General features: G+C 37.8%; 21 protein-coding genes. 3 read left to right on the forward strand and 18 right to left on the reverse strand.

Going from position 1 to position 25,093, the window contains the following annotated elements:
• The first annotated feature begins 278 nt into the window (after positions 1-278).
• The gene (locus BTHG_RS15580) at positions 279-638 is read left to right on the forward strand and encodes a Lin0512 family protein (RefSeq protein ID WP_010677665.1); all 360 of its coding nucleotides are present in this window, start codon (positions 279-281) and stop codon (positions 636-638) included.
• Positions 639-754: 116 nt separating this feature from the next.
• Here the strand turns inward: BTHG_RS15580 and BTHG_RS15585 are convergent, their stop codons facing one another.
• A complete protein-coding gene (locus tag BTHG_RS15585; protein ID WP_010677666.1) occupies positions 755-1,147 on the reverse strand; it encodes a VOC family protein in 393 nt (130 codons plus the stop codon).
• Positions 1,148-1,386: 239 nt separating this feature from the next.
• Between BTHG_RS15585 and BTHG_RS15590 the strand changes: the two genes are divergently transcribed.
• Positions 1,387-1,827: a YaiI/YqxD family protein gene (locus BTHG_RS15590; RefSeq protein WP_010677667.1), complete on the forward strand. Its 441-nt coding sequence runs from the start codon at positions 1,387-1,389 to the stop codon at positions 1,825-1,827.
• Positions 1,828-1,932: 105 nt separating this feature from the next.
• Here the strand turns inward: BTHG_RS15590 and BTHG_RS15595 are convergent, their stop codons facing one another.
• Both BTHG_RS15595 and BTHG_RS15600 read right to left on the reverse strand, forming a co-directional pair.
• Positions 1,933-2,994 (reverse strand): LLM class flavin-dependent oxidoreductase, encoded by a 1,062-nt coding sequence (locus tag BTHG_RS15595; protein WP_010677668.1) that lies wholly within the window; start codon positions 2,992-2,994, stop codon positions 1,933-1,935.
• Between the two features lie 15 nt (positions 2,995-3,009).
• The gene (locus BTHG_RS15600; protein WP_010677669.1) at positions 3,010-3,861 is read right to left on the reverse strand and encodes a VOC family protein; all 852 of its coding nucleotides are present in this window, start codon (positions 3,859-3,861) and stop codon (positions 3,010-3,012) included.
• Between the two features lie 174 nt (positions 3,862-4,035).
• Between BTHG_RS15600 and BTHG_RS15605 the strand changes: the two genes are divergently transcribed.
• Positions 4,036-4,350, forward strand: a complete 315-nt coding sequence (locus BTHG_RS15605) for a winged helix-turn-helix transcriptional regulator (RefSeq protein ID WP_010677670.1) — start codon at positions 4,036-4,038, stop codon at positions 4,348-4,350.
• 126 nt (positions 4,351-4,476) lie between these two features.
• Here the strand turns inward: BTHG_RS15605 and BTHG_RS15610 are convergent, their stop codons facing one another.
• The 15 genes from BTHG_RS15610 to BTHG_RS15695 form a co-directional block, all read right to left on the reverse strand.
• Positions 4,477-6,600 carry a glycoside hydrolase family 3 protein gene (locus BTHG_RS15610; RefSeq protein ID WP_010677671.1) on the reverse strand — a complete coding sequence of 708 codons (2,124 nt, stop codon included), beginning with the start codon at positions 6,598-6,600 and terminating at the stop codon, positions 4,477-4,479.
• Between the two features lie 166 nt (positions 6,601-6,766).
• Positions 6,767-7,186, reverse strand: coding sequence for a helix-turn-helix domain-containing protein (locus BTHG_RS15615; protein WP_157256218.1), 420 nt, complete (start codon positions 7,184-7,186; stop codon positions 6,767-6,769).
• 101 nt (positions 7,187-7,287) lie between these two features.
• A complete protein-coding gene (locus tag BTHG_RS15620) occupies positions 7,288-7,989 on the reverse strand; it encodes a hypothetical protein (protein ID WP_026021845.1) in 702 nt (233 codons plus the stop codon).
• 270 nt (positions 7,990-8,259) lie between these two features.
• Entirely contained in the window at positions 8,260-9,432 is a 1,173-nt protein-coding gene (locus BTHG_RS15625) for an amidohydrolase (protein ID WP_010677672.1), read from the reverse strand.
• A gap of 39 nt (positions 9,433-9,471) precedes the next feature.
• Positions 9,472-10,668: a hypothetical protein gene (locus BTHG_RS15630; RefSeq protein ID WP_010677673.1), complete on the reverse strand. Its 1,197-nt coding sequence runs from the start codon at positions 10,666-10,668 to the stop codon at positions 9,472-9,474.
• A gap of 887 nt (positions 10,669-11,555) precedes the next feature.
• The gene (locus BTHG_RS15645) at positions 11,556-13,181 is read right to left on the reverse strand and encodes an amidohydrolase (RefSeq protein WP_010677674.1); all 1,626 of its coding nucleotides are present in this window, start codon (positions 13,179-13,181) and stop codon (positions 11,556-11,558) included.
• A 108-nt stretch (positions 13,182-13,289) separates the two neighbouring features.
• Entirely contained in the window at positions 13,290-14,756 is a 1,467-nt protein-coding gene (locus tag BTHG_RS15650; RefSeq protein ID WP_010677675.1) for a sodium:solute symporter family protein, read from the reverse strand.
• Positions 14,757-15,260: 504 nt separating this feature from the next.
• Complete coding sequence (locus BTHG_RS15660) at positions 15,261-16,751, reverse strand: MFS transporter (RefSeq protein WP_010677676.1); 1,491 nt, start codon at positions 16,749-16,751, stop codon at positions 15,261-15,263.
• 194 nt (positions 16,752-16,945) lie between these two features.
• Positions 16,946-17,578, reverse strand: a complete 633-nt coding sequence (locus BTHG_RS15665) for an FMN-dependent NADH-azoreductase (protein WP_010677677.1) — start codon at positions 17,576-17,578, stop codon at positions 16,946-16,948.
• Between the two features lie 76 nt (positions 17,579-17,654).
• Complete coding sequence (locus BTHG_RS15670) at positions 17,655-17,906, reverse strand: hypothetical protein (protein WP_010677678.1); 252 nt, start codon at positions 17,904-17,906, stop codon at positions 17,655-17,657.
• Positions 17,907-18,292: 386 nt separating this feature from the next.
• Complete coding sequence (locus BTHG_RS15675) at positions 18,293-20,524, reverse strand: FIMAH domain-containing protein (protein WP_010677679.1); 2,232 nt, start codon at positions 20,522-20,524, stop codon at positions 18,293-18,295.
• 244 nt (positions 20,525-20,768) lie between these two features.
• A complete protein-coding gene (locus BTHG_RS15680) occupies positions 20,769-21,599 on the reverse strand; it encodes a glycerophosphodiester phosphodiesterase (protein ID WP_010677680.1) in 831 nt (276 codons plus the stop codon).
• Positions 21,600-21,883: 284 nt separating this feature from the next.
• Positions 21,884-24,319, reverse strand: coding sequence for a heavy metal translocating P-type ATPase (locus tag BTHG_RS15685; RefSeq protein ID WP_010677681.1), 2,436 nt, complete (start codon positions 24,317-24,319; stop codon positions 21,884-21,886).
• A gap of 73 nt (positions 24,320-24,392) precedes the next feature.
• Entirely contained in the window at positions 24,393-24,599 is a 207-nt protein-coding gene (copZ, locus tag BTHG_RS15690) for a copper chaperone CopZ (protein WP_010677682.1), read from the reverse strand.
• Positions 24,600-24,670: 71 nt separating this feature from the next.
• Positions 24,671-25,003 carry a metal-sensitive transcriptional regulator gene (locus BTHG_RS15695; RefSeq protein ID WP_010677683.1) on the reverse strand — a complete coding sequence of 111 codons (333 nt, stop codon included), beginning with the start codon at positions 25,001-25,003 and terminating at the stop codon, positions 24,671-24,673.
• Positions 25,004-25,093 lie beyond the last annotated feature (90 nt).

The raw sequence follows: 25,093 nt of genomic DNA on the forward strand, positions 1-25,093 counted from the left end.
CCAAAAAATGGTCAATCTATTACCAACCTGGACTATATCCTGATTATTTTAATAATAAACATTCACTTGTTAAATTATCTAAAATTACTGACCATTCAACCAATTTTGTAACTATTATACTATTTTATAGAATCAATTTTAATCACTTTTTTCATCTGAATAGGTATATACACGTAATTTTTTATGATTCCCTTCTTTCATTTTAGAAGCTTAAACATTTTAAAAACTTTATTCTAAGGTAAAATAGAACTATCAATTAAAAATGAGGTGGGTCTTTAATGGAGAAATTAATGTTTATTGAAACTGGAATGGGTATTGATGTTCACGGGCAAAATATTACAAAAGCAGCTGTTCGAGCTGTGAAGAATGCCATTCATTTTAATTCAATGCCTGGCATTCGTTCTGTGTTACCTGGGAATAGCTTAGATAACATGGTAGTGAATGTAAAACTAGCAGTCCCTTGTGAAAAAGAAAAGCTAGATATCGCGGAAGTTAAAGCAGCGATACCATTTGGAAAGGTCTCTGTGGAAGTGATGGATGGAGGCATGCTAACAACAAGCGGAATCGTGATTGAGGAAAAAGGCGATCAAAATGATCTAATGTATATTGTTGTCGCATCCGTTGAAGTTGGGTATTAAGGGACAACAGTTCATAGCCTTATTTCCAAAGGAGGTGGGACACGGAACCTGTCCTGTGTCCCTGTCCCATAGGCGTCCTTCCTCTTATGAGGGAGAACGCCTAAATAATAAATTTATTAACTTTTCATTTGTGGAGATTCTGGATTCATCTCCATGAATTCAATCCAATTTCCATCAGGATCTTTTATCCAGAATTGATAGTTTAAACTCTTACCTTGAGTGATTTCTACTTCTAAATGGACCCCATTTTTCTTCAACTGATCCGCTGTTTCTTGGATGTCCTCTACTTCGAAACAGATATGACGCACCCTTTCTTTTTCGCCTTCAATACCTTCATAAAATAATTCAATGAAATTTCCATCGGCTACTTTGACATAAACAATCCACGGCTCACCATTTGATTGTTGTAATTCAAACGCTTTCTTAAAGCCAAGCTTGTTGCAATAAAAATCCAATGAGCGCTCCATATCTACTACACTAAATCCTGCATGATGAATACCTTTAATCATCGTCCATCCACCCTTTATCTACTTTTTTATTATTCTAAACATTACCTCTAAATCAAATTGTCTTACCATTTTGTCTACACTATTACTATAAATCTTCTATATTCAATGTGTCCATTAATTAGACACCCTTCCACATCATTAACGCATTATATCAATGGTGCTCATAACTTTTTATCTGTTTGACAAAACCTATATCAACCATTATCATCAATTCAAACTCATTCACAGGAGAGGTAAAAATGAAAATTTATGTAGATGCAGATGCTTGTCCGGTAAAGGATATTATTATCTCTGAGGCTACAAATGCAGACATTCCTGTTACCCTCGTAACAAGCTTCTCTCATTTTTCCAATGCAGAGCAACCGTCAGGAGTGAAAACTATTTATGTTGATTCTGGAGCAGATGCTGCCGATTATCGGATCATGAGGTTAGTAGAAACAGGTGATGTTATCGTTACGCAAGATTATGGTCTCGCATCACTAGGTTTAGCAAAAGGATGTATCGTCCTTCACCATAAAGGATTTAGCTATACAAATGAAAACATTGATGATTTACTACAGACACGTTATTTAAGTGCAATGGCACGAAAAAGTGGAAAGCGTACAAAAGGGCCTAAACCCATGACATCAGAAGACAGGGATAAATTTCGAGAGCTTTTTAAAAAGATTATTTCACATTAAATTATTTTCTTATTCAATCTAATCTCATCAACATTGATTTATTGAAATAAAAAAATGCAACAACCTCTCTTAATACAAGAGAGGTTGTTAGCACGTTATAAAAGATTATTTACTTGTTTCTCTACGAACAATTGGCGCAACTTCGGTGGCTAGCATTTCAATCCCTTTTGCCACACTCTTAAAAGGTTGTCCACCTATATCTAGTTGTGCAAGAAAACGTGTATGTCCAAAAAGCTCATACTGTTGAAGAATCTTTTCGACGACTTGCTGTGGACTTCCAACGAATAAGGCAGTATCCGGACCAGCCATACGTTCAAAGTCATCCCTCGACATCCTTGTCCCCATTCCACGCTGACGGTTCACATAATACCAGTAATTAGAGTAATATGGAAAAAACTCGTCTTTTGCTTGCTGAGTCGTCTCGGCTAAATAAGCATGACCAGTTACACCAACCTTCAACATTTCTGGTGCATGTCCTGCGTCTTTTCCAGCTTGACGATAAAGATCGACAAGTGGCTTAAAACGTTTAGGGGGACCACCCAAGATAGCTAAAGCCATACCCACCCCAAATCTACCAGCACGAACTGCACTCTCGGGTGTACCTCCAACTCCAATCCAAACAGGTAATTTTTCTTGGACCGGTCTTGGTGCAATTTCTGCATTCCTTAAAGAAGGCCGGAACTTACCGGACCAAGTAACTTTCTCATTTCGGGTCAGCTGTAAGAGAAGGTCCATATGCTCCTCAAACAATTCATCATAATCATTAGTACTATAACCGAATAGAGGAAATGACTCAATAAATGCACCTCTACCAGCTAGTATTTCAGCACGACCATCTGAAAGTAAATCCAATGTAGCAAAATCCTCAAATAGACGAACAGGGTCGAGTGTACTTAAAACACTCGTGGTGCTCGTTAATCGAATTTGTTTTGTTGCTTGGGCAATAGCAGCCAAAAGAACCGCAGGAGAAGAAGATGCATAATCCAGACGATGATGTTCGCCTACTCCAAATACATCTAGTCCTGCCTCATCCGCAAGTTTTGCGGCTTGGATGATTTCTTTCGTTCTATCCTTAGCCGTAATAGTCTCTCCTGTAACAGGGTCCGGGCCAATATCTGCAAGTGTATATATCCCAATTTCAATACCACTTTTCTTGTCTTGACTCATAAAGAATCTCTCCTTTTAAACAACTAATACAATTTGGTTACCGGAAGGGTCATAAGTGATTACGTTATTATTTTCTTCCTCAACTATCGCACCAATTTGCTTCAAATTATTCACGATTTCAGCAAGAGCTTCTTCATTTGGTAAAACGAGTGTATAAAATGAAAGGCCGACACCATTTTTTGGCGGCTTTGGTGCCCCTACTCCATTCCATGTGTTAACCCCAATATGGTGATGATACTTACCAGTCGAAAGGAATAGTGCCTGCGTACCATAGCGATTTACCACATCAAAGCCAAGACCTTTCACATAAAATTCCTCAGTCTTTTCTAACTCAGCAACATGTAAGTGAATATGCCCCATAACGGTTTTCTCTGGCATCCCTTGCCATGACTTGCCAGGAACAATGTTTGTTAATAATCTTTCAAAATCTAGTGGATCAACAGCCATATCCACTTCCTGCCCCATCCAATTCCATTCTGAAGGATCACGGTCTATATAAATTTCAATTTGGTTTCCATCAGGATCATTTAAATACAAAGCTTCACTAACTAAATGGTCAGAAGACCCAAAGCGAATTCCTTTTTCAACTAAATGAACCACAATATTAGCCAAATCTGTTTTTGTTGGTAAAAGAAGAGCAAAATGATATAGTCCTGTCGTTTTTCCCTGTTTTGGTACAACATTTTCAGGTTGTTGTAGTGAAAGAATGCTGGTTTTTCCATCTGTTGTTAGTTTTGCTGTTGAAGCTGCTTGTTCCAAAATATCGAAACCAAGTATCTCCTTATAAAATTGTAATGAACGTTCTATGTTTTCAACTTTTATTTTGACATGTCCCACGAATGTAGTAGGTTTTGTGTGAAATTTCATAATGAACCTCCTAGATACTTTTATGATTATTAGCGTGTATTTGCATTTTTTTATTAACTTACTTTATGTAAGTAAGTATACTTATATAAGCTTTTAGTGTCAAGTAACTATATTTCCATTTGTAACAACCCTCTATTTTTGGTACAATAGAAAACAAGAGAGGTGCATTGTAAAATGAAACAATCTATCATTTGCCCCAAATTTGAAAAGGCAATTTCTCTATTGAGTCAAAGATGGACAGCATTAGTCATTTATCAATTATTAATAGGGCCACAAAGGTTTAATGAAATACAATCGGCAATTGGAATAAGCGGCAAGGTACTATCAGGGCGTTTAAAGGAATTGGAACAACAAGGATTAGTTAAGCGAGAAGTGATCCCAGCAACGCCTGTTATTATTGAGTATTCCTTAACGGATAAAGGTCATACAATGGAGCCCATTTTAAGAGAAATTGAAAAATGGTCACAAGAGTGGGTAAAGCCAGAGTAAATAAAGATAGTCAAAACAAAAGGGTTGTTCTAAAAAGTCACAACAGTGACTTTTAGGAACAACCCTTTTTTTAGTCGGTTAACATCAGATAAACAGGCTTCATATGTTACGTAACACTAAGTTATATTAATACGTTAACCCGTGACCAAGTTTATAAACATTACCATCACTATCTTTATAAGCATAGCTTAATCCTGCTGGCATATACTTATCTTTGTCATAACCTGGTACATCATTTCTAGAAACACAGTCTCCATTTTGATAAACAGCAATTACTTGATCACTTGCAGGTAATGTCAATGGTAATACACCAGTAGGCTTGTGATTTCCTGCCATTACTTCAAACTGCGCATTAAAGAATGTATCATATCCAGCAACTAAAGCATCAGCTAATGGCTCAACATTTCCTAGAATCCACGGTAAAACAAAGTTTACACTCATAATCACTTTTCCACCACGGCTATGAATGTTTTCCGCTATTTCTTTCAATCGATTCATGCCTGTCAAAGTAGTCTCCTGGTATAATGAACCATCGATTGCTGACACTACTTTGTCCTCACACAATTCCAGTTCTAAAAATCCTGGTGTTGCATCAAAGTAAGCACCAGATTTTGGATGTAAGAAGATAATGGCCGTATCTGCTTCTTCATAGTTATCAGTCAATGTAAACAATCCAAGTTCTTTTGCTTGGCTTCTAGCTTTTTCAGTGAAAGAAGCTGCTTTTTCTACTTCTTTATGGAATGCTTCCACATAAACTTTTTTGCCATTTAGCTTATCAGCTGTTAAAGGCAAAGTTTGATTAGAATTTTTAAGGATTGTTACAGATTTTTTATGTGCTTCGTATGCAGCATCCCAATGTTCTTTTGTACGAATTACCTCTGTTGCCTTTTCTGGTGAATTATACGTACGGTCATCGAATAGACCTAAAGTAAACATTTCTGTAAGTAATCTTACATTCGCTTCATTTATACGTTTTTCACTAATCCAGCCTTTGCTGATAGCCAATTTAAGATTTTCAATATCATTTGTATCAGCAACTAAATCAGTACCTGCATTAATTGCTTTCGCAAAGCGCTCTGCTTCAGATCTATCTTCCATTCCCCAGCTCATCTTGTTAACAATACCACTATCACTGTTTACATAACCTTTGAATCCAAGTTCTCCACGAAGGATGTGATTTAAGAAATAATGGTTAAAAGTAAATCCAACTTCTTCGAATGGAATTTCTTGACCTTCGAATTCTTGAACCACACTCTTCTTGATGCTTGGAATAGAGTAATATGGCATGATAGATGATGTTCCATGTTCAACCGCTGCTCTAAATGGCGGTAAATGATACTTTTCTAAGCTACCTGGAGTAGGATATAAATTCCACTTACCTTCTTCATAGTGAGGGTCGAATCCATTTTCTCTTGCGCCGCCACCAGGGAAATGCTTTGTTGTCATTGCAATGCTATCTTTTCCTAGTGTTTCACCCTGGAACTCGTCAATTATACGTCCAATTGCATCTGCAATAAATTCAGGATCTTCCCCAAATGTTCCATATGTACGTTGCCATCTTGGATCGGTAACAACATCGGCCATATACATATACCCTTTTCGAATGCCAGTCGCATCCCACTCTTTACGGGCAATCTTAGCAAATTGGCTAATGAGTGATGCATCTCCACCGTTTTTGATATCTCCTTTAGCTGCTGCTGCTAGTCCTAAAGTTCCTGGCCAAGTGGAGAAAATCCCTGCTGCGTCATTCATGCCGAAAACAGGCTCAGCGTTTTCATTTCTTGAATTCGATGCAATGATAACAGGAATACCTAAGCGTGTTCCTTCTGCGATTTCATTCATCTTATTTATCCACTCCGCCATTTCAGCTGGGCTATAGTTATCCCTTAAAATGAAATGACGTAGATTCATTTTTGCAACAGTATGTGTTGTACCATACATTTTTGAAATAGCAAAAATATTTTCGCCCTTTTCAACAATTGCTTCATCTATTACACCATCATGACTTGTCTTACTCTTATCTTTTTGAGAAAGTCCCATTCTGCGGGTATTGATAAGCATCATACCGATTTTTTCATCGATGTTCATCAATGATACTAGGTTCTCGGCACGTTCTTTCGGACTTAAGCGCCAATCCTCATATGGATCAAGCTTCCCATTATTATTCAAATCTTTAAATTGGAATCCATCTTCTTCAATGATGTTCTTTACTCTTACTTCCAAATTTGGTTGTTTAGCGTTTTGTGCCACTATAAATCCTCCTAAACATTGTTTGATTCCATCTTTTTAGGATGTGCTCCCTCATGGTATAAATTCATATTATCAATTCTAAAATTTACTCACACCAAATATTGCTAACTTTTATATAAAATTGTGTTCTTTTTATAAAAATCTTCATTTACTCACCATTCACTTACTACTCATGATCCATATCTTTTTTATGTATGCTTTCCTTATATTCCGTAGCGGTCATCCCTTTTATATCTTTGAAAACTTTACAAAAATAATTATAGCTGCTAAACCCTACTTCTATTCCAATATCAGTAATCGATAACCTTCCTTGCTCAAGTAAGAAGGTTGCTTCTTCAATACGTTTTTTGTGAATATATTCGATTACACTGAGCTGCATTTCATTTTTAAATTTCTTTGCGAGATAGGATCTGTTAACTCCAATTTCATCTGCAACAGATTGAAGATTTATCGTCTCTGTAAAGTAAAGATTTATATACATCAATGCTTTCCTCACAACGGAGCTATGACCTTTAATAGCAAAATTCCCAACGGCATCACAGTAATCCTCTATCATGTTGAATGGAATCGAGCTTAAATCAGACATAGCCACAGCTTCCTCAATCTTGAGTGCAAATTTTTCTGAAATCGCATGTAAGTATTGAGGTTCAACCCCTCCCCTTGCAGCAGCCATTCGAATCATTGTATTCAATGAGATGGTGATGTTTTTTTTGCGCGCAATGGATTTCCAGGAAACCTATATAAGAAATCACCTGTAAATTCGACAAATGCTTTCTTCGCATTTTCCTTATCGCCTATTTCAATATAATGTAAAAGCATTCGTTCTTTATCATATCTTAGTTTAATATCATAGCCAGTCTGATCATAATCCTGTGGCTGTATTTCCGAGTGATGCTGGATTGTACGATTTTTTAAAGTAACGACATGGGATTTAAGATGAGGATGATGGAAGACATTCACTAGCATTTCACCAACCGCTAAATATGACTGTCCAAAGTATGCTAATGATTGATAAAAATTCTGTAGTGGTTTCATCCATTTGTTTTCCAAATTGTTTTTCTTTATTACATTCGAAATAATCGTATCCGTCATTTGTTCAGTTAAGAAAGGGCCAAACAACACCATTCCTTGAAACTGTTCCTTTTTAAGTAACGGGATCACCAGATACGAGAGTTGATAGGTATCAGTATGATAACAAAAACTATTATTCGGAGCTTTTGTTAAGGTTGCCTGAATGTCTCCATACATTTTTTCTCGTGCCTCCACGAAAATCAGAGGTTCATTATCATTTGATAGGTGAAATACCGTTTTAAATTGTTCATCAATTATTTGTACATCTATGTTAAAAGTATTTTTAACAAGCCAACATTTACTTAACAGTTCATCCACTGTCTCCTACCCCTTATGCTAAGAATATGTTCATCATATCAAATCACGAATTAAAGGAACAACAAGCATACTTCGTAAGACACAAACTGTTCATACAATCTTAATTTTTCATTGTAAATACATGCATTTGAGAATTAGAGATATCGACCTAAGTTTCCGATTTATCGGTCCAAATTCAGATTATGTAGACCTGAACCCAAGCCATTTTAAAAGCCTTCCGGTTCATCCGGAAGGCCTGATTTTACTACCATTAGTAGAAGTCCTCATTTTCTACTTATTTAAAAATGCCCACGCGTACTGGGCATACAATTCTGCTCCAGTAACCAATGCATCTTCATCGATATTGAATTTACCATGGTGGTGTGCCCACTGAGTATCTTTCTCAGGATTTCCTGCTCCAACTAAAGCAAAACTGCCTGGTACTTCATCCAGGTAAAAGCTGAAATCCTCACCACCCATTGTTGGTTTTTCATGATAAAGAATCTCTTCACCAAAAGCCTCTACTGCCACTTTTTGTACGAGCTTTGCACTTTCCTCACCATTTATAACCGCTTGTGTTCCACGGATATATTCTACTTCAGCACTTGCTCCATAAGTAGCAGCAACTTGTTCCGCGTACACTTGAAGCTGTTTTTCAATATGATTACGTACTTCAGGATCAAAACAACGAACAGTTCCCTCAATTACCGCATTTTCAGCAATTACATTAAAACGAGTGCCCACTGTCATTTTTCCAACCGTTAACACTGCCGGTTTTTGCGGGTCAATCGTCCTTGAAACGACAGACTGAACATTCATTACAAAGGACGAGGCGACAATCGCTGCATCAATACAATCCTGTGGCATTGCCCCATGTCCCCCTCTTCCTTTGAACTTCACGTTGAAAATATCTGCAGATGCGAAGGAGGGGCCAGGGGTACAGGAAACTTTGTTTGTTGGCATTTGTGACCAAATATGCATTCCAAAAACATCATCAACTCCATCAACCGCTCCTTGTTTTACCATTTCCTTTGCACCAGTTGCAACTTCTTCAGCCGGTTGGAAAATGAGTCGGACATTTCCAGATAATTCTTCACTTATGTCGTTCAATGCTTTTGCTGCAATAAGGAGCATCGCTGTATGTGCATCGTGACCACATGCATGCATTTTCCCTATTGATTTAGAGGCATATGGTAGATTTGTATTTAATTCCTCAACAGATAAGGCATCCATATCAGCCCTCAATGCTACAGTTTTTCCTGGCTTTGAGCCCTTTATTTCTCCAATCACGCCTGTTGGATTTGTTTTACGATTCTCAATTCCTAAATCATCAAGGTATTGTGATACAAACGCTGATGTATTGTACTCTTCCCATGATAATTCAGGTTCACTGTGCAACTTTCTGCGGATGGCTGTTAACTCTTCACTATATTGCAAGATTGCTTGTTTTATTTTTTCATTCATAATGCTTTACCTCCCATTATTCCTTCGTTTTATTCATCCTTATAAGAACGATACGAAGGTTCCAGCTAAAATAACAGAAACAATTGTAACTGTGATAAACCCGCCCACCAGCATTGGTGGCAACATATGACTTGTTAATACTTCTCTTTCTTTTTCATCCTGTGTCATTGATTTAATAACTTCATTTGTAATAATATAGTCAGCTGGGAATCCATATAGAGCCGTTAACGATACAGCAAAAGCCATGTGTTTGCTGACCTTGAGTAATTTTCCTACAATAAATGAAAAGATATACATACCGACTACACCTAATCCAATACAAACGACAAGTGGTGTTAAAATCTCGAGCATCATATTAGGAGTTGCATTTTTTAATCCATCAAAGACGAAAAGCATAAGCCCCATAATCGCTAGACCAAATCCATTTGCCTTTTGTAATGTATGGGTTTCAAGAAATCCAACACTCTTCCCAATAACTCCGAAAAGCAAGCATAGAACAAGTGCATTAATTTCCACGATTGGTGCTAATGAAGTTGAAACCAAATAAGCAAGAAAACCAACAATTGCTAATCTCAAAAATTTAAAATACTCAGTATTATATTTTTCTGGAATTTTATCCACCCATTTAACCTTTGGAGCAGATTCCACGGTTGCTGCAACTTCTGATTTTACATCTTCTTTATTTGAAATCTCGCCATTACGATATTGATTTAATAGTCTCTGCCCTTCTTTCTTTAACACGATTGATGTTAAAGGGTAACCCGCAAAGCCTTGCATTACATAGATAACAATTGCAAAAACGGATAAACTTGTAAGCCCAGCATTAGCAGCACCCTCTGACATAATTAATGCCGAAACGAGACCTCCAACTAATGGTGGAATGGCTACAATTACTGTTTGTAAATCAAAAATAAGGCTGCCTATTCCAAAAAGAATTGCAATGATTCCTAGAATACCCGACAAAGCTATTAAAATCGTTTTCCACTGTGCCGCTAATTCTTTAAGTGATAATAATGTACCCATATTCACAATTAATAGATACATCAGCATCGTTGCTACAACGGACGGAATACCTGCTAAGGCAACAATGTCCTGTGGGAAAAAGGTCCAATACCCTATTAAAAAGAGAACCGCACAAACAAAAACGGATGGTACCCATGCTTTTGTTTTCACTGAAACAAAATCACCAATAAAAAGTATGAAAAGTAAAATTACGAAAGCTAGCATTTGTGACATGTAGGTTCCATCTCCTTCTTGTGTAAATTGTTAATATTTTTTAAATATAATAACACTTTGATAATTGAATTAAAAGATTTTTTTGAAAAAATCAATAAAAACAAAGGAAAAATGGAAATGTAAGTGTTTTATATAAGGTATTCATGTATTTTATTAGTATTTCAGTATAAATTTTGCATGAACAATGTTCTTCATGTTCAAAACATAATATTAGCTTCGGATTTGGTTCCTCACCAATGAATGCCGGCATTAAACTTTCCCCTTCCATTGGATGAACTTTATGACCATGGTATTTTCTAGGATAGCTGGCTTTAGAAATATCCCAATGGTTGCCATAAAGTCAATTAAGTGTCCAGGGCGGTCATCAACTTGCCCTTTTTCTAAGGGGCACGAACTCAACATTTTGTGGGAAGTCTGTTTCCCCGCAGGATAATTTCTAGAATTATTTCATATTAGTGTTCTATGTTGTACTCGCTTCTATGACTTGTCTACTCATAGCCTCCGCCATACCTGTACGGGGTATGTTTTTTATAAAAATAAGAGAGTGCTATAAAAGCACTCTCAGAGTGTAGACAAAGTCAGTGTTGACTTTGTCTACACGAATTTTTAAGGATATCTAAATTTTAAATCAAGTCCCAGACTGTATTGAAAGTGCTTTTCAGACAAGGCGCGCAGCTGAGCGAAGACGCGAATAGAAGTTGCCTTCATGAGCGGACGAGCGAGGCAAGCAACGCAGTATGCTAGCGTTTGTCAACAGTCTGAGAGTGCTATAAAAGCACTCTTATTCTACATCAAATCATTGATTTTCTATCATCTATTTGGTTAACATCTTCTAACTTGCCAACTGCCCTCTATGGCCTCGCCGTACATCCTATTAAATGAATCATCTATTTAGTAATTAATTGCTTCGATTGGAATACAATGTCTCCATCAACCATGGTTAACTCAACCTTAATATCTTTTAATTTTTCGGATTCCGCATGTAAGATACTTGAATCTAAAACAACAAGATCAGCTAGTTTGCCAACCTCAATGCTTCCTTTTTTAGCTTCCTCGAAACTGGCATAGGCGCCATTGTAAGTATATGCCCGGATTGCTTCGATAACATCAATACGCTGGTTTTCCCCAACCAATTGATCCTTCCAAGACTTTCTGTTTACTGCAGCGTGAATCCCAAGTAGAGGATTAACAAATGTTACAGGTGCATCCGAACCGATTGCTGCAATGATTCCTTTGTCTATAAAATCACGAAGTGGATACATAACATTCACCCGGTCAGCATAGTATTCAAGATACTTATCCCCATTTACATACATAAAAACAGGATTAGGGATTGGGATTACACCCAATTTCTGCATCCTATTCTGCAAATCAGCGGATGAAATGCCAGCATGTTCGACCCGGTGACGGTGATCTATTCTCGGATGCTCCTCCAATGCTTTTTCAATACAATCCAGTACCATTTCAACAGCACGATCTCCCTGGGCATGTGCAGTGATCTGAAAACCTTTTTTATGGGCTTCTCCTAAAATTCGGTTCAATTCATCTTGACTGTAATATGTAATACCATAATCATTTGAATTATGAGAGTATGGTTCACGCGTTGCAATTGTAGGGCCAACACTGCTTCCATCGGTAAACAGTTTAGCAGGACCAATCTTAAAATAATCATCGCCAAGTCCTGAGATTGGACCTGCTTTCACCACTCTCTCGACAAATTCATGAGAGTTCGTTAACGAACCAATAATTGCGTACACGCGCACTTGAATTTCCTTCTTCTTAATTGCCTGCTGCATAATTCGGAGGGATTCTGCCCCATCCCCATATGCTCCGGCATCATGTATGCTTGTAACACCCGCTTGAATAAATTCATCCGATGCAAGCTTCATGCCTTTACGTATTTCTTCATCCGTATAACTTGCGTATTCAAAAAGTTGCATATGTGCATTTTCAATTAATGCCCCTGTTAGAGCACCATTCTTATCGCGTCCAATAATCCCACCATCAGGATTTACCGTGTCTTCTGTAATCCCCGCAATTTCTAGCGCTCTACTGTTTGCAATCGAAGTATGATTACATGTACGAATAATTACAATTGGGTGATCAGTAGAAACCTTATCTAATTCCTGCCTTGTTGGAAAACGATTTTCTTTTAATTTTGATTCATTAAATCCCCATGCCCGTACCCACTGACCCTTTGGTGTTTCTTCCGCTTTTTTTTGTAAATCGGTAAATAAATCTTCCAATGATTGAATATGAGGTTCTATGCAACTTACGCCTAATAGGTTCGTTCCATAAATCGTCAGATGTAGATGGGCATCAATAAAACCAGGCAGCACCGATTTCCCATGGAGATCAATCACATTTGTTTCATGAGAAATATATTCTTGAATCTCTTGATTTGAACCAACTGCTATTATATGATTCCCTTTCACAGCAACGCTTTCTACAACACTATTATCATCGTCAACCGTAACAACTTCACCGTTCATAAAAACAATATCCGCCTTCATACATAGCCCCTTCCTTTCATAATAGCTACCATATACTAGGAATTACTCTTCATTTTAAACAAAGAATCGTCGGTCTCATTGGTTTGAGAAACCGACGATATCATTTTTTTATGCAGCATCTACATATTTCTTAACATCTTCTTCGTCTTGTGGTTTTGTTAAGTAGCTGACAGTAACCATAACTACGATATTTGCGATTAATCCTAAAATACCTGCGTGGATTTCAAATGGTGTCGAGGTGGCAACAAGCTGATAATAATAGTTTACTAATGTTCCAACGACAAGACCTGAAATGACTCCCTTTGCATTGGCGCGTCTCCAATATAATGCGCTATATACACCCGGTGCGAACTGGGCGATTGAACCATATGCACCGAGCAACAAGGCAATGAGTCCCTGACCTCCAAAAACAGTAATATAATATGCCAACGCACCAATTACAAAAACACCAATTCGCATGATTAACAATGTCTTTTTATCAGATAGATTCTTCCAAATGTTTTTAATAATTCCGTCAGTAACTTCTAAAGATGCACTATGGGTAATTGCATCTGCTGTTGACATTGCTGCAGCAAGAGCTCCGGCACCAACCAGTCCATACAGCCAACCTGGTAAATTCATAACAACTGTAATTAAGTATGGTAAAATTTGATCGGAGTTTGCAAGTTCACTAGAATCTACAACTCCTTTGGCTGCAAATCCCACCAATAAGAGCGGAACGAGGAAAAGAGCAAAAACTGGATAGGCTAGTACGGTCTTTTTAATTGTTCGTGAATTCGAAGCGTACGACTTGGAAAATAAATGTGGCCACATTAAAAATCCGATTACAGATATTAATATCGTGGTTGTATAAGCGATTGGGCCCATCGATGATCCTTCTTTACCAATTTGCAAAAACTCAGGTGTTTCCGCCACCATTTTTGTAAACATATCTGCTGGACCGCCATGTAATTGATAGACAATCGTCATACCAACGACCCAGGAAACGATAATCATTAATAATCCCTGGAAAACATCGGACCAGGCTGCGGCACGCAATCCGCCTGTAGCCACATAAATAACCACAATTCCATAAGAAATTAGTGCACCTAACCAGATAGGAATTCGTCCTTCTGTCATGATATCAAAAATAATCGCCATACCTGACATTTGAGTCGCTAAATATTGAACAGAGGCAAATAATGCAATCAATCCTACAATAACGGCGATTGCAGGACTTTTAAATCTCCCTTTAAGAAATGCAGCAACCGTATAAAGATTATGTTTCCTCCCAATTTTCCCAACCTTAGGACCAATAATATACCACGGTAAAATAGCGAATGCTGTATACGTAATAATGTATAAGGCAGGAGCACCTTTTGAATATGCCCATCCTGGGGCTCCTAAAAAGGAAAATGCACTAAAAACGGCACCACCCATAAGAAACCACATAACAAACAGACTTATTCCTCTGCCTGCTACCGCAAATTCATCAAGCGACCCGCTATCTCGCCCTCTTCCGGCCATTATTCCAACGATTAACGCAATAACTAAGTAACCAATCATCATTATTAGAGCCATTTGATAACCGGGCATCACGCATCATCCTCCTTATCAGGATCCATTCTGTATAAAACGATAAGTGCTACGAACGTAATAACAATCCACAGAATGACCCAAAAAAAGAAAATGGTAATCCCATTATGATAGGTGTTGCCCGATTTCCAATTTCAAATAGAGGAAAGACTAACATCAAAAAAGGAACTATACTAAATATCACATAAAGTGTGGTAAATTTTTGTTTACTCATCCTTCATCCCCTTTTCTCAAATATTAGTAAAGGTGCGTAGAAATGCATTTATAAAGAATAATTCCAATTGACAAACCCCTGTTACTCCCACCGACTAGAATTTATTGATAGCGCTCGCAAATTTATTAAATCCCCTCCTATTTATTCGAATTTATGGAATCTTCCGTCTCTTAATTATATTAGGAAATCTATGATTTATACATGTTACATAACGGAACGAAAAAGACTCGGCTATCGAAAAAGTTTTTTCCGACATCCGAGTCTGAACTGAAAAAGATTATTTTATTAAGTTACTTCTGTTCATCTGAACTGTTTTCAATCCGCTCTTCAATTTCCTTCTTTTCTTCATGCCACCATAATGCTTCTTCTGGTTCTTCTAAAATTTCTTTTATCTCAGCTTTCTCTTCAACTGCTGGTGGTGAACCACGAAGCGCTTTTCCTGAAGGATCTTTTAGAAAGATGGTTACAACAATGATACCGACAATAGATGCAAATATGAGATAGTATGCAGGTACCATTTCATTCATCGTTTTGCTAATTAACCAAGATACAACTAAAGGTGTTGTACCACCGAACAAGGATGCAGAAATATTAAATGTGATGGCTAATGCGCCATTCCGCACATTCGTAAAAAAGAGGGAAGGCAAAAGTGCTGGCATTGTTCCCTGAAAAGAAGAGGAAAATATAGCAAGAATCATTAAACCTAAAAATACTAAAAGGGTGTTTCCGCTTCCAATCAGATGAAAAGAGGGTATACTTAAAAGGATCAACCCTATTAAACCGAATTGAATAATCTTTTTGGCCCCAATACGGTCACTTAAGTATCCCATTAATAGAACAATTGGAATCATAACAACCATTACAATCACAATTAATAATAGCCCTTCTGCTTCTCCATATCCAAGAACAGCGGTTAAATGAGACGGCATATAAGATAAAACAGCATAGTTTACAACAATATAAAAGAAGACCACAAACATCCCGATAAGGATGGCTCTCCAATGGTATTTTAGAATTTCCTTTACAGAATAATAATCATCATCGCCTGATTTGTTTTCCTCCATTGCCTCAAATGCTGGCGTTTCTTCTAAATTATTTCGCAAATAAAAGCCAATTAAACCTATAGGGGCTGATACGAAAAAGGGAATACGCCAACCCCAATCTAACATTGTGTCCTCTCCTAAAATAAAGGTGAGCAACGTAACAAGACCTGCTCCAGCAATATAGCCAACTAAGGTTCCAACCTCTAGACCACTTGACATGAAACCTCTTTTTTTATCAGGTGTGGATTCAGCAATAAATGTCATAGCACCTGAATACTCTCCACCTGTTGAAAACCCTTGAACTAAACGAGCAACAAGTAAAAGCACCGTTGCAGTGGATCCAATAGATGCATAGCCAGGGATTAAGCCAATACTTAACGTGGATAGAGCCATCATGATTAAGGTAATAGCTAAAACCTTTTTACGACCTAAACGGTCCCCGAGAGTCCCAAAGAAAATACCACCAACTGGTCGAGCAATGAAGGCTACTGCAAATGTGGCAAAAGCATATACTAGTTGCATCGGACCACTTACTTCAGGGAAAAATACTTGTCCAATTGTAGCAGCTAGATAAGAATAAATGCCAAAATCAAACCATTCCATTCCATTTCCGACTGCAGTTGCCACAACAGCTTTACGTGCGGAGTCTGTGTCAACAACAGTTATGTCATCTTTTTTCAACTTTGGCTTCGATTTTCTTTTAAATGCCTGGCTATTATTATTTTTGTCGGTAGCCAATCGAAAATCCTCCTTTGTTGATTAATTGTAAGTAAGCTTAATCTGTCCAAAATGTTAATAATTTATCTAATTTCCATCGTAAGATTTCCCCTCAACTCTTTCGTATTATAAAAAAAGTGCCACTCAACTGAGTAGCACTTTTATCATTATAATATTTATCGTCTATAACGGCTAAATACTAGATTTAATTATAGTTAAACCAAAACTGCTGATAAGTTTTTAGCTACAGCTTCCACTTTTTTAAGACCTTCAGCGATAATTGTTTCAGCTTGATCTTGTGCTGCAGCATGACCTTCAATAATGACTTCTTCTACAATTTCCATACCGAATACGCCACCAACAACGTTTTTGATATAAGTAGCAGCCATTTCCATTGGTGCTGTTTCAGGTGTTGAGTAAATACCACCGCGTGCACTTAGAATAACAGCTTTTTTGTCAGTCAATAATGGAACAAGTTGGCCATTTTCATCATACTTAAATGAGTATCCTGCTTGGTATACATAATCGATGAATGTTTGTAATTTAGCAGGGATTGTTAAGTTCCATAATGGGAACGCAAATACAACTACGTCTGCTGCTGTTAATGCATCCATTGCTTTTTGTTTAGCAGCTAGAATTCGTTGTTCTACGTCTGTCATTTCTTCACCTGAATTTACTTTACCAAGAGCATTGAATACATCTTGTCCAAAGTATGGCATGTCTTCTGCAAAAACATCAAAAGTTGTTACATTTACACCTTCTATGTTCTTGATAAAAGTTTCATACATTTTACTTGAAACAGCTTCAGAAGCTGGACGATTATTTGCTTTTACTACTAAAATATTCATGTTGTTACATTCTCCTCCAGTTATCTTAGATTCAATTATCTTGAATTAATAATATTATATTAAAATAATAAAAAAATCAATGAGTAAAACTTCCCATAACAAAAAGAACCCTGACCGCTTTGAAACAGTCAGGATTTCTTTTTTTACTATTTGTCGTAAACATTGTTGCTTTTAACCCCGTTAATTTTCGCTGCAGGTGGCCGCTTTCCTGTGAGTTGTCTTGCCATTCTTGAGAAACTGCTGAAAATAAATAAGCGGTGGTTTTCCGTTTAATATACGAATTGCGTTCGTTTAGACCTAAATAGGCGGAGGCATTCCTTTTATCCAAAGTAAAAGCCCTTCTGAATCCTATTTTTAGAGTCAATAAGCGGAATCTCTCCGTCTGTTTAGGCTATTTTCAGTACTTTTTACTGAATAGGCGGAATTTTTCCGTCTATTCAACAGCCTGGTCGCATAGCCTAGTCCCACAACCAATAAGGTAGGTTCTCGAAATGGCATTGTAATTGAGAGAAGTTTTGAACAACCTTTTTTCATTGTTCAACCCTTATTTTCTATCATACTAATGAGTGTCAATTGTATGTCAAAAACGAAGATATAGGGTAAGGACTTTAGCAAATAAAGAAAATGACGTGCGCTAATTCACACATCATTTTGAATGTTAGTTATTAATAAAGCACCCGAAATCGGAACCCTTTACCTTTAGAAAAGAGTTTTTTATATTTCGATTGAGTTGAGGATTCTCTGTAGTTTTATCGATATATCGTCAGTTATATCTGTTTCTTTTGCATTTTCAAGATGTTTGATGGCATCTTGTAAATGTTTTGCAGCTTGTTCTTGTCTTCCCATGTCGCGATGATGAATAGCAGAAGTTATCGATGTAGAAAGTTGCTTACTTACTGAATTCGTGATCTTTCCTGCAGCTGTTTGCTGTTGGACAAATTTCAGTGAGGATTCTAACGTTTCTGCTACTTCAATTTTCATCAAGTTGGCTTTGTCAGCATAATAAATATTTCCATCGTTACCGATGGTCATCAACTCGGTTTCAGCAAGTGTTTCATGCTCCAATGAATCAGGGTCAATAACAGTTAGTTTACCCGCAAGAGTCGTGTACATAAGTCCGTCTTCACTCCATCGGATATGAATCGGTCTCCATCTGCCAAAGTCTGTTACTTCAGGATAGATATTTTTGCTCTTCACAATTTCTAAGCTTTCCGGATCCATTGCAAAGATTGTTCCACCCGCTGCTGACCATAACAAACCGTCTGGTCCCAAACTCATTCCACTAATCAACTTCGGCTGAACAGTAACACCTGGTATTTCTGGAACAAATTCAGTGATCTTCTCACCTTTTTCAATATCCCATACGAATATTTTAGCAGCAGGCTCTGTAGGGTCTATTCCTAATCCGCCAGCAACAGTTGTTGAACCATATAGCTTTCCATTGACTTCTTCTAGTCCTGCAATCGCTTGGTTATGAACAACATTTTCGTACACCACCGCATCTTTTGCACCGGTTGGATCCAGTACGGTTAATGAACCTCCCAAATGGCCATAGTCAGGTATTGTACCAATATATAATTGTTCGTTGACTACAGACATAATAAATGGACGATCCTGATTTGGGATATCATAAATTTGTTTAGTAGAGAGTGCTGGGTTCGTAACATCCATTTCAAAAATAGTAGCACCCGGGTAAACCCCAAAATACATTTTGTTGCCAAGAGCTACCATACCTTCTGCTTGTCCCAACGTGAAATTCTTGTAATCATTTGTTTCTGGGTTAAAGACCGCGCCTTTCCCACCTGGATAACCACTTAAATAAAGATTACCTTCGGGACCTTTTTCCAATGTTTGAATTGGAATAGGATTTCCGACAATTGGGTATTGAATGGTTTTTACTTTTTTTGTTTGCAGGTTCATATACGTGACTTGACCGCCAAATTGAACGGTAACTAATGATTGACCAGGGAAGTCCGGATCATTTTCAATTTCAACCCAGCTTGTGTTTCGTAAAAAGGTACCAAACACTACTCCTGTATCAACTGCTTCAAGCGTATTTAGGTCGACTTCCTTCAGTCTACTTCCTTGTAAGAAGTATACTTTGTTGCTTCCAGGGAGGCCATGAATCAGGCGTAACCCTTTATTATTTGTATAGTACGTATCGCTCCATTGGCCTGTTTCTGTATTATAAAACAGGAGTGTATTACTTCCTCCACCTACACCTGCTATGATATATTTTCCTGCCGCGTCTAATTGCCATACACTACTTCCAGGAACAACATGATCAGGTACCGGTATCGCCTCATATTCGCCTGTTTCTAGATTTAGTTTTACGATGCGATTATCAACACCGATGCCTACATACAAATAGCCGTTATGATAAGCAGTGGATCGGGAGTAGCTTTGTCCCGGAGCAACACTACCATAATCCTTCATCTCTCCGGTCTTCGGATCATATCGGCCAGCCTTAGCATTTGGATATGAACCGAAATAAACACGTCCTTGTTCATCGTAGGATAAACCGTATACCACAGTTTCTCCTATCCCCCCTACATTTTTTACTTCTTTTGTTTCTGGGGAATATTCATAAAGATATCCATTGCCACCAATATAGACATTTCCATTAGGAACCGTAATATGTGTCCAAACTGCCCCACTTCCTTCTAAGGGATATGTCCTAACTACTTCCTGACTTTTTAAGTCGATAACCTGAAAAATAGCTGGATCTCCACTCGCAGTTGTATACATCATATCTCGTCCATCTTCAGTACCATATGTAGAGTCATAGATTGCGATACTTTGAATAGTAGAACCCAAATTGATAGGCTCTTTAAAACCTTTTTCTACTTCTGCATGAACTGGGATACTATAGAGCAAAGAAGAAACGATTAATAGACATACAGCAAAAAGAATAACAAACGGTTTGGTAAACGCTTTCAATTTCAATTAATTATCTCCTTCCAACGAAATTTTTTTAAGTGTCGACTACTATGTCCCTCCCTCTTTTGGTATATTTTAAAAATAACAAATTAATAATTGAATGAACATGACGATAAATAGCCCGAAATTAATTTAGGAATATAGTCCTGTATAAATATCAAAAAACAGCATCCAACTTTTCACGTTTGGATGCCGTTTTTAGGCTTTCATTAAAACTACTTTTATTTTCTCTTCATCTACAGTTTGAATTTTACTTTCTAGGATCTACATAATCTGGATAATCAGAAATGATTGCGTCGACTCCCATATCGAAAAGGAAATCTGCTGCTTCTTGACTACGTACCGTCCATGATCCAATTTGCATGTCAAGAGAGTGCACTTGCTCCACTAATTCTTCTGTCACAATTCCATAGCTTGGGTTAAACCAATCCGCATAAGTTGCAAATTCTTGAAGAGCCTCCGGTGTTGTATGTGCACGGTTAGACGTTAATACACCGATTGGAACTTTAGGAAGTAGAGTATTCATTTTTTTCATCGAATCAAAGTTAAAGGATTGAATAATGATTTTTTCATTTTGCGGTTTATCAAGATTTCGTTCTATTAATGCTTCTGCAACTTGTTCTTCAATACCAGGATAAAGCTCCGGAGCTTTTAATTCTATTAATATACCAACTTTTCCACGGTAACGATCAAGAATCTCTTCAAAAGTTGGAATTTGTTCTCCTGCAAATTGTTCTCCTTTCCAACTTCCTGCATCCAGACCTCTAAGTTGCTCAAAAGTTAGCTCCCCTATTTTCCCTGTTCCATCTGTTGTACGATTCACTGTTGTATCATGAATCACTACTAAATTGCCATCTTTACTTCTTTGAACATCGATTTCAATATAATCAGCTTTCATATCAACTGCTAAATCAAAACCAGCAATTGTATTTTCAGGTGCATAACCTGTTGCTCCTCGGTGTGCTACATTATCCACTTGTTTTCTCTCTCCGACAGTTGGTTCTGCTGCAAATGCCTGACTGAATGGGCTTACCAGTAACGAAAGAGCAACACCTGCACCTATTAGCAATTTTTTGTTCATCTTTCCCCATCTCCTATCTAAAATAGTATTCAACTATATTTTAGAAAAGGGATGTTAACACAGTTTGTAGATAAAATTATAGCTTGATAAAGATTGTATGAACAAAACTCGACCTTTTTCCTTACGTTTTTTTACAATTCTATTAAAATAGGAATGGAACAGGAATACTCGCCCGCTACATTGTACCTATGACATGTTCATATCACCACACCCATGGACTGTATTGGTGTATGGGACAGAGAGACAGGTATATTGGATTCAAGATACCTGTCCGATGTGTCTCTTTATTTATTTAATTTAACTCGTTGTAGTCGTAATGCGTTTAAGACAACCGACACGGAACTAAATGCCATTGCTGCACCTGCTACCCATGGTGCAAGTAATCCCGCTGCAGCAATTGGAATTCCAATTGTGTTATACGCAAATGCCCAGAATAAGTTTTGCTTAATATTTCGCATTGTTTTGCGACTCATCAAGATTGCATCCGCAATGCTATTAAGGTCACCACGAATGAGTGTAATGTCTGCAGCTTCCATGGCTACATCTGTACCTGTACCAATGGCCATTCCAATATCAGCGGTAGCAAGTGCTGGCGCGTCATTTATACCGTCACCGACCATCGCCACTTTTTTACCCTGCTGCTGTAATTTCTTCACTTCTTCTGCTTTACCTTCTGGAAGCACTTCTGCAATAACCGAATCAACACCTACTTCTTTTCCAATAGCTTGTGCTGTTCGTTCGTTATCTCCCGTCATCATAATGACTTGAATACCCATATCATGTAAGCGACTTACGGCTTCTTTAGATGTATCTTTTATTGTATCCGCTACGGCAACCAACCCTGCATACTTTCCATTAATACCAGCCAGCATCGCTGTCTTACCGTGAGTCTCTAATTTTTCCATCTCTGGTAAAACCGTTTCTATTTCGATTCCGTATTGCTGCATCAGTTTACGTGTACCAATGACAACACCTTGACCAGAAACAGTTGCAATGACACCATAGCCTGGAATTGCTTCAAAAAATTGAACATTTCCAAGTACGATACCTTTTTCTTCGATACCTTCAACAATCGCTTGTGCGAGTGGATGCTCAGATTGTTTTTCTGCTGCCCCAATCAGTGATAAAAACTTCTCTTCATCTTGACCCTCGGCTACTAAAACATCTGTTAAAACGGGTTTACCGTGGGTTACCGTACCAGTTTTGTCGACGACTACTGTATCAATACCTTGGGTTTGTTCTAAATGCTCGCCGCCTTTAAATAAAATCCCGTATTCAGCTGCACGACCACTGCCTGCCATAATAGATGTCGGCGTTGCTAACCCAAGGGCACATGGACAAGCAATCACAAGGATGGCAATTAATACTTCAAGTGCTGGAGTGAACTCTCCCGGGCTGACCCATATAATCCACACTAAGAATGTAAGAATAGCAATCCCCACTACAATTGGAACAAATATTCCCGAAATTTGGTCCGCCAAACGTTGGATCGGTGCTTTTGAGCCTTGTGCATCCTCTACAACTTTAATAATTTGGGCTAATGCTGTGTCACGACCAACTTTTGTGGCTTTCATTTTAATAAAACCATTTTTGTTAATCGTTGAGCCATATAAGACGTCACCTGACGTTTTATCGACTGGTAAACTCTCTCCTGTTAACATGGATTCGTCTACAGCAGTTGTTCCTTCGATTACTTCACCATCTACCGGAATTTTTTCACCAGGCTTTACTAAAATGGTGTCACCAATGACAACTTCTTCTAAAGGAACTTCTTTTTCAACTCCATCACGGACAACTACGGCTGTTTTTGCCTGAAGCCCCATTAATTTTTTAATCGCTTCTGATGAACGCCCTTTTGCTCTTGCTTCAAATAGCTTTCCTAAAAGAATAAGTGTAATCAGCACCGCACTTGTTTCAAAGTACAGGTGTGGCATGTGGTGGGTTCCCGCTGTAACAATTGCTTGATAAACACTATAAAAATAAGCGGCTGAGGTTCCCATTGCAACAAGAACATCCATGTTCGCACTTCCATTACGAAGTGCTTTATAGGCACCTACATAAAACTGTTTCCCGATAATAAATTGTACTGGTGTCGCCAAAATTAATTGAATCCACGGATTCATTAAGAAATCTGGGACATATAAAAACGATGTGAAAGAAAAATGCCCTACCATCGTCCATAAAAGCGGCAACGATAAAATGGCTGAAATGATAAATTTTCGCTGTTGATCTTTAATATGCTTCTCGCGGTAGTCTACCTGTTCTTTATCTTCTTGCTTTTGGTGTGCACCATAACCTAATTTTTCAACCTTTGCAATGATGTCTCCGACCGTAACCTCAGAAGGATTAAATTCAATTGTTGCTTTTTCAAGTGCTAAATTGACATTTGCTGTTGCAACACCTTCCATTCGATTTAACCCTTTTTCAATGCGAGTTGCACATGCGGCACAGGTCATTCCTGTAATATCGAACTCTGCTTTTTGCTTCACGACACCGTAGCCTAATGCTTCAATTTTCTTTTCAAAATCTGCTTCGCTCAGTTTTAAAGAGTCATATTTAATCGATGATTTCTCAAGAGCTAAGTTAACGGATGCCTGCTCAACACCTTCCATTTTGTTTAACCCTTTTTCAATACGTGTTGCACACGCTGCACAAGTCATTCCTGTAATTTGAATACTTGCTTCTTTCAACTTACTTGCTTCTGTTGCTTCGGTACTCATAATCTGCTCTACCTCCCTTATACCTCATAGGGGTATATTTTCGTGAAAATGAGAGAGTGCTATGGAAGCACTCTTATTCTACGTCATATCCTTGATCTTCAATGGTTTCTTTAATTTTATCAAGAGAAACCTGTGATTCATTAAACGATACTTCAACTAAAGCTTCGTCTAATTTTACGTTTACTTGGCTGACACCTTCTAGTACGCCAACGCTACCTTCTACAGCCTTTACACAATGTCCACATGACATTCCTTGTACGTTTAATGTTACTGTTTGCATAGTTTTTCTCTCCTTTAAAAAATATATTGTATTGTCCCATACTCCGCTGGGGTATATGCGACTTTTAAAGTTTATTTCTTCATTAGTTTTTGGATGGTTACAACTAATTCATCTAAAACCTCGTTGTCACCCTCCGAAAGACGGTCTACGACACACCCTTTCAGGTGACCTTCTAATAGAATTTTGGCCACACTATTTAAAGCGGATTGTGTTGCAGAAATCTGAGTAATCACATCATCGCAGTATACGTCCTTATCGATCATTCCCTTAATGCCCCGAATTTGACCTTCAATACGATTTAATCGATTGGTTAAGTCCTTTTTCACACGTTCGGGATGATGGCTTTTTCGGCCTGACGTTTCACACTCAGTATGACATGCTACTTCTTCAGCTTTACTTTCCATAGCACAACCTCCTAACTTGATTTCATCGTAGCATACCCCCGTTAGGTATGTAAAGCAGAAAGTTGCATTTTTTTTGTAAAATTTTATTCA

The organism is Bacillus timonensis (assembly GCF_000285535.1).
Classification (GTDB): domain Bacteria; phylum Bacillota; class Bacilli; order Bacillales; family Bacillaceae_L; genus Ferdinandcohnia; species Ferdinandcohnia timonensis.

Coding starts and splice junctions, on each gene's coding strand:
- BTHG_RS15695 (WP_010677683.1), bottom strand. CDS start 25,003: ATGGAAAGTAAAGCTGAAGAAGTAGCATGTCATACTGAGTGTGAAACG.
- BTHG_RS15645 (WP_010677674.1), bottom strand. CDS start 13,181: ATGAAGGCGGATATTGTTTTTATGAACGGTGAAGTTGTTACGGTTGAC.
- BTHG_RS15630 (WP_010677673.1), bottom strand. CDS start 10,668: ATGTCACAAATGCTAGCTTTCGTAATTTTACTTTTCATACTTTTTATT.
- BTHG_RS15625 (WP_010677672.1), bottom strand. CDS start 9,432: ATGAATGAAAAAATAAAACAAGCAATCTTGCAATATAGTGAAGAGTTA.
- BTHG_RS15600 (WP_010677669.1), bottom strand. CDS start 3,861: ATGAAATTTCACACAAAACCTACTACATTCGTGGGACATGTCAAAATA.
- BTHG_RS15580 (WP_010677665.1), top strand. CDS start 279: ATGGAGAAATTAATGTTTATTGAAACTGGAATGGGTATTGATGTTCAC.
- BTHG_RS15595 (WP_010677668.1), bottom strand. CDS start 2,994: ATGAGTCAAGACAAGAAAAGTGGTATTGAAATTGGGATATATACACTT.
- BTHG_RS15585 (WP_010677666.1), bottom strand. CDS start 1,147: ATGATTAAAGGTATTCATCATGCAGGATTTAGTGTAGTAGATATGGAG.
- BTHG_RS15590 (WP_010677667.1), top strand. CDS start 1,387: ATGAAAATTTATGTAGATGCAGATGCTTGTCCGGTAAAGGATATTATT.
- copZ (WP_010677682.1), bottom strand. CDS start 24,599: ATGCAAACAGTAACATTAAACGTACAAGGAATGTCATGTGGACATTGT.
- BTHG_RS15665 (WP_010677677.1), bottom strand. CDS start 17,578: ATGAATATTTTAGTAGTAAAAGCAAATAATCGTCCAGCTTCTGAAGCT.
- BTHG_RS15680 (WP_010677680.1), bottom strand. CDS start 21,599: ATGAACAAAAAATTGCTAATAGGTGCAGGTGTTGCTCTTTCGTTACTG.
- BTHG_RS15615 (WP_157256218.1), bottom strand. CDS start 7,186: ATGTCTGATTTAAGCTCGATTCCATTCAACATGATAGAGGATTACTGT.
- BTHG_RS15685 (WP_010677681.1), bottom strand. CDS start 24,319: ATGAGTACCGAAGCAACAGAAGCAAGTAAGTTGAAAGAAGCAAGTATT.
- BTHG_RS15650 (WP_010677675.1), bottom strand. CDS start 14,756: ATGCCCGGTTATCAAATGGCTCTAATAATGATGATTGGTTACTTAGTT.
- BTHG_RS15605 (WP_010677670.1), top strand. CDS start 4,036: ATGAAACAATCTATCATTTGCCCCAAATTTGAAAAGGCAATTTCTCTA.